The 13,915-nt window shown below is 42.9% G+C and carries 15 protein-coding genes; 3 read left to right on the forward strand and 12 right to left on the reverse strand.

What is annotated here, in order from left to right; translation table 11 throughout:
- Positions 1-2 precede the first annotated feature (2 nt).
- From DJ568_RS02405 to pdxA, 11 genes are all read right to left on the reverse strand, one after another.
- Positions 3-1,385 (reverse strand): LutB/LldF family L-lactate oxidation iron-sulfur protein, encoded by a 1,383-nt coding sequence (locus DJ568_RS02405; RefSeq protein WP_114003623.1) that lies wholly within the window; start codon positions 1,383-1,385, stop codon positions 3-5.
- 135 nt (positions 1,386-1,520) lie between these two features.
- On the reverse strand, positions 1,521-3,137 hold the full coding sequence (locus DJ568_RS02410) for a M28 family peptidase (protein WP_114003624.1): 1,617 nt from the start codon (positions 3,135-3,137) through the stop codon (positions 1,521-1,523).
- Between the two features lie 65 nt (positions 3,138-3,202).
- Complete coding sequence (gene rpiB / locus DJ568_RS02415) at positions 3,203-3,637, reverse strand: ribose 5-phosphate isomerase B (RefSeq protein ID WP_114003625.1); 435 nt, start codon at positions 3,635-3,637, stop codon at positions 3,203-3,205.
- Between the two features lie 42 nt (positions 3,638-3,679).
- Positions 3,680-4,561 carry a twin-arginine translocase subunit TatC gene (tatC, locus tag DJ568_RS02420; protein ID WP_114003626.1) on the reverse strand — a complete coding sequence of 294 codons (882 nt, stop codon included), beginning with the start codon at positions 4,559-4,561 and terminating at the stop codon, positions 3,680-3,682.
- A 66-nt stretch (positions 4,562-4,627) separates the two neighbouring features.
- Positions 4,628-5,971 (reverse strand): acetyl-CoA carboxylase biotin carboxylase subunit, encoded by a 1,344-nt coding sequence (gene accC, locus DJ568_RS02425; RefSeq protein ID WP_114003627.1) that lies wholly within the window; start codon positions 5,969-5,971, stop codon positions 4,628-4,630.
- Between the two features lie 114 nt (positions 5,972-6,085).
- A complete protein-coding gene (accB, locus tag DJ568_RS02430; protein WP_114003628.1) occupies positions 6,086-6,565 on the reverse strand; it encodes an acetyl-CoA carboxylase biotin carboxyl carrier protein in 480 nt (159 codons plus the stop codon).
- A gap of 214 nt (positions 6,566-6,779) precedes the next feature.
- On the reverse strand, positions 6,780-7,769 hold the full coding sequence (locus DJ568_RS02435) for a beta-ketoacyl-ACP synthase III (RefSeq protein WP_114003629.1): 990 nt from the start codon (positions 7,767-7,769) through the stop codon (positions 6,780-6,782).
- Between the two features lie 2 nt (positions 7,770-7,771).
- Positions 7,772-8,719, reverse strand: coding sequence for a phosphate acyltransferase PlsX (gene plsX, locus DJ568_RS02440; protein ID WP_114003630.1), 948 nt, complete (start codon positions 8,717-8,719; stop codon positions 7,772-7,774).
- Between the two features lie 15 nt (positions 8,720-8,734).
- Complete coding sequence (gene rpmF, locus DJ568_RS02445; RefSeq protein WP_114003631.1) at positions 8,735-8,926, reverse strand: 50S ribosomal protein L32; 192 nt, start codon at positions 8,924-8,926, stop codon at positions 8,735-8,737.
- Positions 8,927-8,943: 17 nt separating this feature from the next.
- Positions 8,944-9,465, reverse strand: a complete 522-nt coding sequence (locus DJ568_RS02450) for a YceD family protein (protein WP_114003632.1) — start codon at positions 9,463-9,465, stop codon at positions 8,944-8,946.
- A gap of 138 nt (positions 9,466-9,603) precedes the next feature.
- A complete protein-coding gene (gene pdxA / locus DJ568_RS02455) occupies positions 9,604-10,659 on the reverse strand; it encodes a 4-hydroxythreonine-4-phosphate dehydrogenase PdxA (RefSeq protein WP_114003633.1) in 1,056 nt (351 codons plus the stop codon).
- Positions 10,660-10,838: 179 nt separating this feature from the next.
- On the opposite strand from pdxA, the gene rsmA reads away from it, so the two are divergent.
- Entirely contained in the window at positions 10,839-11,618 is a 780-nt protein-coding gene (gene rsmA / locus DJ568_RS02460) for a 16S rRNA (adenine(1518)-N(6)/adenine(1519)-N(6))-dimethyltransferase RsmA (protein WP_114003634.1), read from the forward strand.
- On the opposite strand, the gene DJ568_RS02465 is transcribed toward rsmA, so the two are convergent.
- A complete protein-coding gene (locus tag DJ568_RS02465; protein WP_233496609.1) occupies positions 11,619-12,170 on the reverse strand; it encodes an EcsC family protein in 552 nt (183 codons plus the stop codon).
- Between the two features lie 86 nt (positions 12,171-12,256).
- On the opposite strand from DJ568_RS02465, the gene DJ568_RS02470 reads away from it, so the two are divergent.
- Both DJ568_RS02470 and greA read left to right on the forward strand, forming a co-directional pair.
- Positions 12,257-13,186 (forward strand): NAD(P)-dependent oxidoreductase, encoded by a 930-nt coding sequence (locus DJ568_RS02470; protein WP_114003636.1) that lies wholly within the window; start codon positions 12,257-12,259, stop codon positions 13,184-13,186.
- A gap of 237 nt (positions 13,187-13,423) precedes the next feature.
- Positions 13,424-13,897 (forward strand): transcription elongation factor GreA, encoded by a 474-nt coding sequence (gene greA / locus DJ568_RS02475; protein ID WP_114003637.1) that lies wholly within the window; start codon positions 13,424-13,426, stop codon positions 13,895-13,897.
- Positions 13,898-13,915 lie beyond the last annotated feature (18 nt).

A 13,915-nucleotide genomic window follows, 5' to 3' on the forward strand; every position in this document is an offset into this window, starting at 1 on the left:
GTTTATTCCCCTTTTTCGTGTTCACGCCACTGCTCGCTAAATGATTTTCCGGGAAGCGTTGGCAGATCGCGGTAGTGGCCCCAGGTATTTTTAAAGAACAGTTTAATAAATGTATTCTTGGTTTTGCCGCTGAAAAAATCGGTCATTTTACGGCTTAACATACTCTTTTTCCAGGCAAACCATCCCCATTTTTCTTTTTTGGCTACCAAGCCATCCTTTACGGCATCACGGCGGTTAAGCAGCAGCATCTTATGAATATCTATTTTTACCGGGCAAACCTCAGTACACTTACCGCATAAACTTGAGGCATAGCTTAAATGCTTAAACTCTTCCATGCCATCGGTATGCGGTGTTATTACTGAGCCTATAGGGCCGCTGTAAGTTGTTTGATAAGTGTGACCGCCAATGTTTTTATATACCGGGCAGGCGTTTAGGCAAGCGCCGCAGCGTATGCAGTATAGTCCCTGCCGCTGTTCTTTTTGGGCAAGCAGGTTGGTACGGCCATTATCCAGTAGTATTACATACATCTCTTCCGGTCCGTCAGTTTCGCCGGGTTTGCGCGGCCCGCTTAAAATAGTATTGTACACCGTAAGATTTTGACCGGTGCCGTGCGTAGCCAGCATCGGCCAGAATAAATCAAGGTCGGTAAGGGACGGTATCAGCTTTTCAATACCCACAATAGCGATGTGTATTTTAGGGAAAGAAGTACACAAACGCGCGTTCCCCTCATTTTCGCTGACGGCGATACTGCCCGTATCGGCAATTAAAAAATTAGCACCGGTTATGCCTACATCTGCTTGCAGGTATTTATCACGCAACAGTTCGCGTGCTTTTTGGGTAAGTTGCTCAGGCGTAAAGTCAATAGGTGTATCAAACTTTTCATAAAAGAGTCTCGCTATGTCTTCTTTTGAAAGATGCATGGCCGGCGTTACAATGTGGTAAGGCTTTTGGCCGAGTAACTGTACAATATATTCGCCCAGGTCAGTTTCCAGGCTTTCTACCTGGTTACTCTCCAAAAAAGCATTGAGGTGAATCTCCTCGGTAACCATCGACTTCGACTTGACAACAGTTTTTGCACCGGCTTTTTGTATAATGCTAAGTATTTCGCGGTTAGCTTCTTCGGCATCATTCGCCCATATCACCTTGCCGCCGCGCTTTTGAAAGTTCGCCTCAAATTCAGGCAGCAGCTTATCAAGGTTTTCCATCACCTTCCATTTGATAACGTGCCCCTTACGCTTAGCCGTGTCAAGGTTAGCTATGCGTGATAGGCCCCGGTCAACAGCAGCATCATACTTGCCAATATTGTAGTTTATAATACGGCGGTGATCTACGTCAAAAGCCTTCTCATCACTCGCTGCTAAAAATTCTTCGGCCGTGTTACGCATATGGCTAAATTACAATATTTGTGGGAACCGGAATTTAAAGAATGAATAGAATTACAAATTTTTTACCAACAAAAAGCCCTTACGCAATCAACATAAGGGCCTCTTGTTAATATTTTTTATCGACCAGAGAATGATTTACTTTTCAGCAGGCATATCATTCTTTACATCAACAGCGGGCCGCTCTGCACGGTTAGCCAGCTCCCAGCCGGTGTAAAACACCAGTTGCGCCCGTTTAACCAATAACGGAAAGTCTATCTTGTCCACCTCATCCTCTAAGCCATGATAGTCTTCGTGCACACCGTTAAAGTAAAAGATGATAGGAATGCCATGTTTAGCAAAGTTATAATGGTCTGAGCGGTAGTAAATACGCTCAGGATCATTCGGATCGTTAAACTTGTAGTCAATTTTCAGGTTAGTGTAAGTTGCATTCGCCGTTTCGCTTATACGGTGAAGTGTAGTACTTAACTTATCTGATCCTATCAGATAGCAATAGTTAGGGTCAGCCTTATGTTCGGGATCAACACGGCCTATCATATCAATATTTAAATTGGTAATAGTGTTTGCCAATGGAAACACAGGATGATCTGAATAATATTCTGAACCCAATAAGCCTTTTTCTTCACCTACATTGGCTAAAAACAATATACTTCTTTTAGCGCCTTTTCCTGCCTTTTTAGCAGCAACAAATGCATTTGCAATTTCCAGTATACCTGTTGTACCTGAACCGTCATCATCAGCACCATTGTAAATACGATCGCCGTTTTTACCTACAGGGTCAACACCGATATGATCATAGTGAGCTGATATAACCAGCACTTCGTTTTTAAGCTTTGCATCAGTACCCGGCAGGTAGCCCAATACGTCAACGGCTTTTACATCGCCTATAGTTGTTTTATATGAGGCCGACACGTCAGCTTTAATTACGCGGGAACCGGGTATACCATTCGCATCTATCTCGGCCTTTAACTGTTCGTAGGTTTTCCCGGTGCTCTTAAGCAGTTGGGTAGCCATTTGGGTAGTAATATTTAATACCAGGGGCTGGCTAACCGGCGCAGGCTCATTTTCCTTTTTTATAGTAAGGCTCGGCTCAATAAGGCTTAAACCATAACTCTTTAAGCTGGCCTCAACTTTAGGCCCTGTAGCCAGTATTAAGGCAGGCTTTTTACCGCGTAAAAACGTATTACGTTTTCCCCGCGAGATGCTCCACTGCGAACGTGTAGCTGTACCGGTAACAACTGATACGCCATTTTTTAGCGGCTCATTATCATTAATGTATATTACTACTTTCCCGGTAATATCAATATCTTTTAGTTCGTCATAGTTTTGGTCGCTTATGCCATAACCTACAAAAACCACCTCGTTCGCATTGATGCTGTTATCGGCAGTATAGCCAGCAGATGGATAAAAATCCTTACCTGCCGTTAATGCAGTGCCGTTTATTGTGAAATTATTTACTGTAAAGGCATTTTCAATAAGCGGAACATCCAAGAAATACGAACCTTTAACAGGGGCTTCCAGACCAAGCTTTTTAAACTCGCCCGCAATGTATTTAGCCGCTTTGTCTGCACCGGGTTTTCCCGTTTCCCGGCCTTCAAACTCATCAGAAGCAAGGATGGTTAAATGCTTTTTAGCGCCGTCTACACTGATGTATTGCGCAAAATCTGTGACAGCAGTCCCCTTGGGGGTGTTAATTTTGTTGGTAGCGCATGATGCTATTGCTGCAGCACATGCCAGTATCAGTAATTTTTTCATTAGTTAGTCAGTTATATTATAAAAAAATCCCGGTACACCGCCGGGATTTGCATAAAAAGCTTTTGTTAGCAAGAAATTTTATCGACGCGCCTTGCATGGCGGCCCCCTTCAAATTCAGTACTAAAAAATATCTTTACAATCTCTTTAGCTTCTTCAACGGATACGTGCCTTGCCGGTATGCACAGCACATTCGCATTGTTATGGCTGCGTGCCGGTACTGCTACTTCGGGCTTCCAGCAAAGTGCCGCGCGTACACCCTGGTGCTTGTTAGCGGTAATAGCCACACCGTTAGCGGTACCGCATAAAAGTATACCGAAATCGGCCTCACCTTTTTCTACAGCCGAAGCCACCAGGTGAGCAAAATCAGGATAGTCTGCAGACTCTGACGAATTGGTACCAAAGTCCTTTACTTCTATACCATCAATATCTTCAAGTAAAACTTCTTTCAGTTCAAATCCCGCATGATCAGCGCCTATAGCAATCCTTGTTCCTTGTTTCATAATGCAAAATTATCAATTATTATTAAGGTATACGTAACCTTTTTATTTATGATGATTGGCAAGCTCTTCCTGCTCTCTTCTCAACCGTTTCCTGTCAACAGCAGCGGCAACGATAATGCCAACCTCATACAGTATAAATAATGGAACAGTCACTACCAGCATGGTCATTATATCGGGCGTAGGAGTAATTACCGCTGCAACCACTAATATCCCCACCACAGCATATCGTCTGCCGGCGCGCATATTTTTTGCCGTAAGTATTCCCAGGTTTGAGAGTACATACACTACTATAGGCAACTCAAATACAATGCCCGTACCTATGGTTAAAGTAGCCACGGTTGACAGGTATGAGCTAATATCTATATTATTCTCTATGATCTTGCTCACCTGGTAATTTGCAAGAAATGACACTGACATGGGCGCTACTATATAGTAGCCAAATAATACACCCAGTATAAATAAAAACGATGCGTAAAACACAAAACCACTGGCAGATTTACGTTCTACATCCAGCAGCGCAGGTTTTACAAAGCGCCACAGTTCCCAAAGTAAATAGGGTATCCCGAGGGTTATCCCGGCCATTAGGCATGAATTAATGGTAAGCGTGAACTGGCCGGCCATTTCCGTATTAATTATCTTACCTGGTATTTTATCAATACAAAGGCCGGGGCGGCCAAGCATATCACCAATTTTGCATAGCATGCGATAGGTAAAAAATTGCGGATCGCGCGGCCCCATCAATACAACATCAAATACAAAATCGTAAAAAATGAAAGCTAATATGGTAAATAGCACTATAGCGATAGAAGCCCGTATCAAATGCCACCTTAATGCGTCAAGGTGATCAAAAAAGGACATTTCGGCTTCCATCGTTTTGCCTTTTTCCTTTATAGCCTTAACAAGTTTGTTTTCCGTATCGCTCATCTTTATACTAAAATACCCCTGCCTTATGCAGCAAGGGTATTTACGTTTTATTTTGTTAAAACAGTTTTAGTTTTCATCAAATTCAAATGTTTCCATGAATTTTGTAGTGAAATTACCCGCGCGGAAATTAGGATCTTTCAATAATTTTAAATGAAAAGGTATGGTGGTTTTAATACCTTCTATTACAAACTCACTTAGGGCACGTTCCATGGTGCTTAAAGCTTCGTCGCGGGTTTGCGCTACGCAAATTACCTTAGCTATCATCGAGTCATAGTTAGGCGGTATAGTATACCCGGAATATACATGGGTATCAACCCGCACGCCGTGACCGCCCGGCGAATGGAAGTTGGTTATCCGGCCGGGTGAAGGCCTAAAGTTATTAAACGGGTCTTCGGCATTTATACGGCACTCTATAGCATGCATAGTAGGCTCGTAATTTTTACCTGAAACCGGTATACCTGATGCTACCTTTATTTGTTCCTTTATAAGGTCAAAGTTTATCACTTCCTCTGTAACAGGGTGTTCTACTTGTATGCGGGTATTCATTTCCATGAAGTAGAAGTTCCGGTTTTTGTCAACCAAAAATTCAATAGTTCCCGCACCTTCATACCTAACCGCTTTAGCGCCTTTAACTGCAGCATCCCCCATCTTCTTACGCAGTTTTGGCGTCATAAAAGGGGACGGCGCTTCTTCTACCAGTTTTTGGTGGCGGCGCTGTATGGAACAATCACGTTCAGATAGATGTGATACTTTACCATATTGGTCGCCTACGATCTGAATTTCAATGTGACGCGGATCTTCTACATATTTCTCCAGGTACATGCCATCGTTACCGAAGGCAGCACCAGACTCGGCCCGGGCAGAATCCCATGCGTTTTCAAACTCCTCATCTTTCCAAACGATGCGCATACCACGGCCACCGCCGCCGGCTGTAGCTTTAAGAATAACCGGATAACCTATCTTTTTTGCAATTGTAATACCTTCTTTAACGCTTGTTAATAAGCCCTCTGATCCGGGTATAGTAGGCACGCCGGCCTTTTTCATGGTTTCCTTGGCTGACGACTTATCGCCCATGGCGTTAATCTGATCGGCAGTTGCGCCAATGAATTTTATTCCATAGTCGGCACAGATAGCTGAGAACTTAGCATTCTCAGACAAAAAGCCATAGCCCGGATGTATAGCGTCGGCATTTGTAAGTTCTGCGGCCGAAATAATGTTATGAATATTTAAATAAGAGTCTTTACTTGGCGGGGGGCCTATGCACACAGCTTCATCGGCAAAACGCACATGAAGACTGTCACGATCGGCTGTGGAATATACAGCTACAGTTTTGATGCCCATTTCCTTACAGGTACGTATAATACGTAAGGCTATCTCGCCGCGGTTAGCTATTAATATTTTTTTAAACATGTTTTTTTAGTTAAGGACTGTACCGATCATGCCGATTATACCGACGGTTGTGAGTACCTAATCGTTATATAATTAACAAATTATACCTCAGACCGGTAAAAATCATCAAAAAAATTACGCTGGTTCTACCAAAAATAAAGGCTGATCGTACTCAACAGGTGACGCATTATCAACCAGGATTTTTACGATACGACCTGATACTTCCGACTCTATTTCATTGAATAGTTTCATGGCCTCAATTATGCAAAGCACGTTACCCGGTTTAATTTCATCGCCAACGTTTACATATAAGGGTTTTTCGGGACCGGCAGAACGATAAAAGGTTCCGATCATTGGCGAGCGCACTGTGATATAGTTTGATGTATCAGACGGGCTAACGGCGGCCGGTGCAGCATTTACAGGCTCGGCAGCAACTGGTGCAGCAGCAACTGGAGCTGCGGGGGCGACAGGCGGAGCAGGAATTGTAGCATTCACTACGGTCTGAACCTGGCCGGTTTTTATTGTTATTTTGAAATCGTCCTGTTCAATAGAAACTTCGTTTACTCCGGCTTTTGATACAAAGCGAATGAGGTCCTGTATTTGTTTAATATCCATATCTGGTATTAATAGTTTATTGGATAAAGGGTTATATAAAGTTATTATTCACAATGCAGATGTGCAAATATGCAGATATGCAGGCAATTATTACTCAACAAATGATATTTAATAATGTGTTATTAATGTACAAATGCAAAAAGCGCAAATGTGCCGGATGAAATACATCACAATCAATCATTTGCGCTTTTACATTATATCATGCACACCGCGGTTAGTAGGCCCATTTTAAATAAACGGAACCCCAGGTGAAGCCGCCGCCAAATGCCGCCAGAATAATGTTATCGCCTTTTTTAAATTTCTTTTCCCACTCCCATAAGCATAACGGAATTGTACCATTTGTGGTGTTTCCGTAACGCTCAATGTTGATAACCACTTTATCAGCAGTTACGCCGGTGCGGCTGGCCGTAGCGTCAATTATACGTTTGTTTGCCTGGTGAGGTACCAGCCACGCTATGTCATCGGCAGTAAGGTTATTACGTTCCATAACCTCGGCTGCTACATCGGCCATATTGGTTACCGCAAATTTAAATACGGCTTGTCCTTCCTGGTAAGCATAATGTTCGCGGGCATCAATAGTAGCGTGACTTGCCGGTTTTAATGATCCACCAGCTTTTTGGTGCAGAAAAGGTATACCTGCACCGTCGCTGCGTAATATTGAATCAATAACGCCATTACCCTCATCATTGGGTTCAATTAAGGCTGCCCCGCATCCATCGCCGAAAATAATGCAGGTTGCACGGTCAGTATAATCTATCATGGCCGACATTTTATCAGCACCTACTACCAACACCTTTTTATGCTTGCCCGATTCAATGAACTGGGCACCTGTGGTTAAACCAAAAATAAAACCTGAACAGGCCGCCTGAAGGTCCCAGCCCCAGGCATTTATAGCGCCTATTTTATGGGCAAATATATTGGCAGTAGCCGGAAAAGGAAGATCAGGTGTTGTAGTACAAAAAATAATCAGGTCTATTTCTTCGGCGCCGATACCGCGCTTTTTCAACAACTCATTAACTGCAGGTACAGCCAGATCTGAGGTTGCAAGGCCCTCGCCTTTTAATATTCTGCGCTCTTTGATACCGGTGCGGGTGGTTATCCACTCATCATTGGTATCAACCATGGTTTCCAGCTCCTTGTTGGTTAAAATATACTCAGGGGCATAACCGCCAACAGCTGTAATAGCAGCATGAATTTTGCTCATTTTTAGTTTGTTTGATGAAATGCTTGCGTGATTTTTTCAATAAGGTTACTCTCAACCATATTTTTTGATAGCAGTACCATGTTCTTAATGGCTTCAGGATTGGATATGCCGTGCCCTACTACCACTGGCGCATTAAGGCCCATAATAGGGCTGCCCCCATATTGCTCATAGTTAAAACGCGCAAAAAACTCGTCTTTTAACCCTTTCTTTAAGGTTATAACATAAAAAGATTCGGCCAGTTTCAATATCACGTTACCGGTGAAACCATCACAAACAGCTATGTCAAACGCGTCATTAAACAGGTCGCGGCCTTCAATGTTTCCAACGAAATTAATCTGGGTGCTTTCTTTTAATAAGGGAAAAGATGCCTGAGTAAGCAAGTTGCCCTTTTCTTCTTCTTCACCAATGTTCATCAGCGCTACCCGGGGGGCAGGCATATCGTATACACACTCAGCCAATAAGCTACCCAGTATACCAAATTGCAGTAAATGTTCGGGTTTACAGTCGGCATTGGCACCCACATCAAGCAAAACACCCATACCGCCTTTCAGTTTAGGTATTATAGTAGTCATGGCAGGGCGGGTAACGCCCGGTATGGTTTTAACGCTGAACATCCCGCCTACCAGCATAGCGCCAGTGTTGCCGGCAGATGAAAAAGCTTGGATCTGGCCTTCCTTCAGCAACTTAAAACCAACACTGATGCTGGAATCGGGTTTTTGCACAATGGCCTTGGTGGGATGGTCGCCCATGCCTATCACTTCGGTAGTATGTACAAACTCAAAGTCGCCTGTGCCGGCGTTATTCTTTTGCAAGATATTTTCGGCTATCTCCCTGTCGCCAATAAGCACCAGCTTTTGGTGAGGTGATAGCGATTTACGGGCTTCAATGGCTCCTAAAACAGTTGCTTCAGGAGCGTAATCACCGCCCATAATATCTAAGCCAATCTTCATCTCAGAAAATTAAACTTATGCTACTGCTGCTTTTTCTATCAGTAATTTACCGTTGTAGTAAACGTTACCATCAACTGTGTAAGCACGGTGAGGCAAATGCACAGCGCCTGTAGTTGCACAAGTAGTTAAAGTTGGTGCCTCAGCTTTGTAATGCGTACGGCGTTTATCTCTTCTTGATTTCGAGAATTTTCTTTTTGGATGTGGCATAACTTCCTTATATAATTTTACTTAAATTTTTTGAGCGCATCCCAACGCGGGTCCGGCGTCTCATCTTTTTGTTCATTAACCGACAACTTGTTCAGGCTGTCTATCACTGTTTTATCACAATAAGGGGTATTCCCCTCATCTCCGCACGATGCAATGAACGGCACCGCAACATTTACATATTCATATAATAGCCCGGCTACATTGATCTCGTGATCATTTTTGCCAAGTGTAATTATCTCATCGTCTTCGCCTATCTCTTCCTCGCTAAATTTTGCTATCTGTTGCTCAGCAACAGCAATTGTTTGCGGATATTCAGCCAGGCACTTATCGCATGATAAAGCTATAGTGCCGTTTATTTTGAAATCAAGGATCAGCATGGTTTCCTGCTTTTCCAAATCAATCACACACTTCAGGTCAGCCTTTTTTACCAGTGAGTAATCAAATTCTTCAAAAAAAGAATCTTTTACATCAAATTCAAACTGGTGCTTTCCCAGCGCTAATCCTGTAAAAGGGATCGAATATGTTCTAAGCGATTTCAACGAGCAACAATTAGCCCGCAAATGTAGGAAATTTTCCTGTATCTGTAAAGAGTTTTTTATTTGTTGATAAGCGAAAACTGATTTACCGACTAACTATTTTATTAACGGGTGAGTTAATCGCTTATTCAATCAGCCAACTTAATCCCTGTCTCTGCTAAGCTTTGAAAATACCAGCGGGTTCTCATTCAATTCTATGTTTTCGCGGCGATGTTTAACTATGCGCAGCGCAGTAAACAACGCTTCGCGGAATGAAATATCAGACGCCTGGTTCTTGCCGGCTATATCATACCCCGTACCATGGTCAGGCGATGTACGCACAAAGCTTAACCCAGCGGTAAAATTAACTCCGGTTTCAAACGCCAGCTGTTTAAAAGGAATCAGCCCCTGGTCGTGGTACATCGCTAACACCGCATCAAATTTACTGTAAGCGGCGCTGGCAAAAAAACCGTCGGCACTGTAAGGCCCAAAGGCTAATATATCATTAGCCCTGGCCTGCTCAATAGCCGGAGCTATTATCTGCGCTTCTTCATTACCTATCAGGCCATTGTCTCCGGCATGTGGATTAAGGCCTAACACAGCTATCTTTGGTTTACGTATCCAGAAATCATTACGCAAACTTGCATCCATTAACCTTATTTTGGCAACAATTTTTTCAACACTTATAGCTTTAGCTACGTCGGCAACAGGTATATGACCGGTAACAACCCCTATCTTCAGCACGTCGCTTACTAAAAACATTAACGATTCGGCCGCATTATCCTGCTGCTGTAAATATTCCGTATGGCCCGGAAAATTAAAAGCTTCACTTTGTATATTATCTTTATTAATCGGCGCGGTCACCAACAAGTCCAGTTCGCCGGCAAGCAGGTCGGTTGTGGCACGCTGTAATGATATCAATGCGTATTTGCCGCCTGTAGAATTTACCACTCCCGGCTCAAGTTTTACATCCTCGTCCCAGCAATTAATCATGTTGGGTTTACGATGCGTTGCCTGCGCCGGGCTTGTTATTACATTAAAATTAAACTCATGCGCGTTACTTAAGCGGCGATAAAACGAGGCAACCTTTGTATGACCGTACACGATAGGGGTGCAATAATCATATACCTTACTTTCTGACAGTGTTTTGATGATTATTTCAAGCCCTACTCCATTTACATCACCTATGCTTATGCCTACTTTTAGTTTGTCGCTCATATAAATTTAATGATTCACCGCTACCTTAAGCAATCCCGTTTATGAGGGAGGCCTGAAGTATTTCCCTGTGACTTTATCCTTTTGGGTTTCACTCAAAAGGTGCAAATTAAATATTTTTCAGTTTAAACTTCCTGATTAAAGCGCAAATATGATTTAATTTGCTTAAAAATCATTCGCCAATGTCTATAGTAAGGGCAAAGAAACACCTGGGGCAACATTTTTTGACTGATAAAAACATTGCCGCAAAAATAGTGGATAGCCTGCGCCCCGAAAAAGGCTACAGCCAGGTATTGGAGGTAGGCCCCGGCATGGGAATACTCTCTGATTTCTTACTGCAAAAAACACAGTATGAAACTTTTTTGATAGATATTGACACCGAATCATACGAGTTTCTCCAAAAAAAATACCCGCAGTTAGGCGAACACCTGATCAATAATGACTTCCTGGAAATGGATTTTACCCATTTATTTAAGGGCCCATTTGCCATCATTGGTAACTTTCCCTACAATATATCATCGCAAATACTTTTTAAGGTGCTTGACAGCCGGCAACAAGTAGTTGAGGTAGTGGGTATGTTTCAAAAAGAAGTAGCCGAGCGCTGCGCAGCCAAACCCGGCAGTAAGGAGTACGGTATACTCAGCGTATTTTTGCAGGCATATTATAAAGTTGAATATCTTTTTACTGTTAAAGCAGGTGTTTTTAACCCGCCGCCCAAAGTGCTCTCGGCCGTGATACGGCTTACCCGCAATGAAGCAAAGCGACTGGATTGTGACGAAAAATTGTTTTGGCAAGTAGTAAAGGCCGGGTTTAATCAGCGCCGCAAAACATTACGCAACGCCTTGTCGTCGCTTATCAATAAAGAAAAAATGACTGAAGAGCCGACGCTGGATTTACGCGCCGAGCGCTTGAGTGTGAAGGATTTTGTGGAACTAACTAATAAGATAACTGCAAATAAGTGATTAGTTTACCTGAATTACTACCGGATCGGGATGTAATTCCTTTACCGTTTTAGCCATTCGTTTTATAAAAATGTAATTAGCGGTTCCGCCTATTACTGCCCCTACAACAGGCACTAAACGCCGGGCGGCGCGGGCACCCAGTTTCATTATCAGCTTTTCGGCAACAGCTTCCATAACGGTTTTACTGGCTGCCACCCCGGCTTCTACCTTAAATGATGCCGCTACAATTTTCATAAATTCAACAAAGCCAATTTTATAGCTGCCACGGTTATAATAAGTAATTGCCATGGTAACCCTAAACTGCTGACTAATCAAATTAAGCATATCAAGCGGCATCCCTACAACCATAGTAATTAACCCGCCACTACCAGATACAGCCCCTGAACCGGCGGCAATGAGCGCGCATTGTTCAATAAATTTGTCAAGCCCCATGCTGTCAACCCCTTTTTTTATATGCAGCTGGTCAATACGGTTAAATATTTGCCTGAAGCCGGTGTCGGCAAGTTTGTTAGCCTGCTCTTTTATATCGTCGCTGATTTTTTTTAGTTTCATAAATTGTATAGCGCTATTTACGTGCCAGTATTGCGTTGCCATGGTGTAAGTACGGTTTTGTACATTTGCTATATAAACTTATTCATTTGAAAAATAATATACTGATTGTTGACGACCTGCACCCCGCCTTTATGGAACAGGCAGAGGCCAAAGGCTACAGTTGCCACTACCACCCTGGCTTTACGGTAGCAGATACACTGGCCATTATAGCTGATTACGCTGGCCTGGCCCTGCGCTCGAAATTTGAAGTTGATAAAAGAGTGATGGATGCGGCCACTAACCTGCGGTTTATAGCACGTGCCGGCGCCGGCATAGACAATATAGATGGCGATTACGCCAAACTAAAGGGCATCAATATCATTAGTGCGTCTGAAGGGAATGCAGACGCTGTTGGTGAACATGCAATAGCGATGCTGCTGGCGTTAATGAACAAGCTTAATATTGGCAACCACGAAGTACGGCAAGGCTTTTGGCTGCGTGAAGAAAATCGTGGACATGAGTTAAAAGGCAAAACGGTCGGTATTATAGGCTATGGCTATATGGGGCAAAGTTTTGCCCGCAAATTATCCGGTTTTGAAGTAGAAGTAATTGCCTATGATAAATACAAAACCGGCTTTAGCGACCGGTACGCCCGCGAGGTGAGCATGGAAGAAATAGTAAAGCACAGCGATGTACTGAGCCTGCATGTACCACTAACGCGTGAAACGCAATACATGATTGACGACGAATACCTATTCCACTTTAAAAAACCAATATTTTTTATCAATACATCCCGCGGAAAAACCGCAAAAGTAAACGCTGTATTAAAAGCCATAAATGAAGGTAAAATTATAGCAGCCGGACTTGATGTACTGGAGGTAGAAAAGTTCCCGTCGCTGGCTGAGCAAGGATGGTTTGAGGAATTGGCCGCATCAAACAAAGTAATACTTAGCCCGCACGTTGCCGGATGGACATTTGAATCATACCGCAAAATAAGTGAGGTGATGGCAGCGAAGCTGCCGGAGATTAGTAAATAGAAAGATTAGCTGCATTGCAGTTAATACTACCTTAACAACAGTCTCCAATCGCTAAATAATTTGGATATTAAAATTTAAATCTCTTATCTTCGTTTTAATCAAAAGCAAGACTATGTAGGCCTGTGGGCTTATATAGTCTTGTTTGTTTTTTAAAGTCATACGTCCTTCTTACAACAGGAAGGGCGGTTTTTTTTGACAATACAAACCGAAATAAAGTATTAAAATAATTTGTGTGTTATGGCAGAGGTATCATACTATACCAAAGATGGTTTAGAAAAATTAAAAGAAGAGTTACAGCACTTAAAAACAGCCGGCCGGGCAGATATCGCTAAGGCAATTGCCGAGGCACGTGATAAAGGTGATTTATCAGAAAATGCAGAATATGACGCAGCTAAAGAGGCGCAGGGACTGCATGAAACTAAGATTGCCAAATTGGAAGAAGTTTTAGCGAATGCCCGCCTGCTTGACGAGTCAAAACTGGATACATCCAAGGTGCTGGCCTTATCGGTGGTGAAGATAAAAAATGTTAAAAACGGCGCCGTGATGAGCTACCAGTTGGTATCAGAAACTGAAGCGGATTTAAAAAGCGGTAAAATATCTGTAACGTCGCCAATCGCCAAAGGCTTGCTAGGCAAAAAAGTCGGCGAAACTACTGAGATCACCGTTCCCGCCGGTAAAATAGAGTTTGAGATATTGGAAATTAGTCGTTAGCGAGTAATACATTTAGGT

It is taken from the genome of Mucilaginibacter hurinus (assembly GCF_003324525.1).
Classification (GTDB): Bacteria; Bacteroidota; Bacteroidia; order Sphingobacteriales; family Sphingobacteriaceae; genus Mucilaginibacter; species Mucilaginibacter hurinus.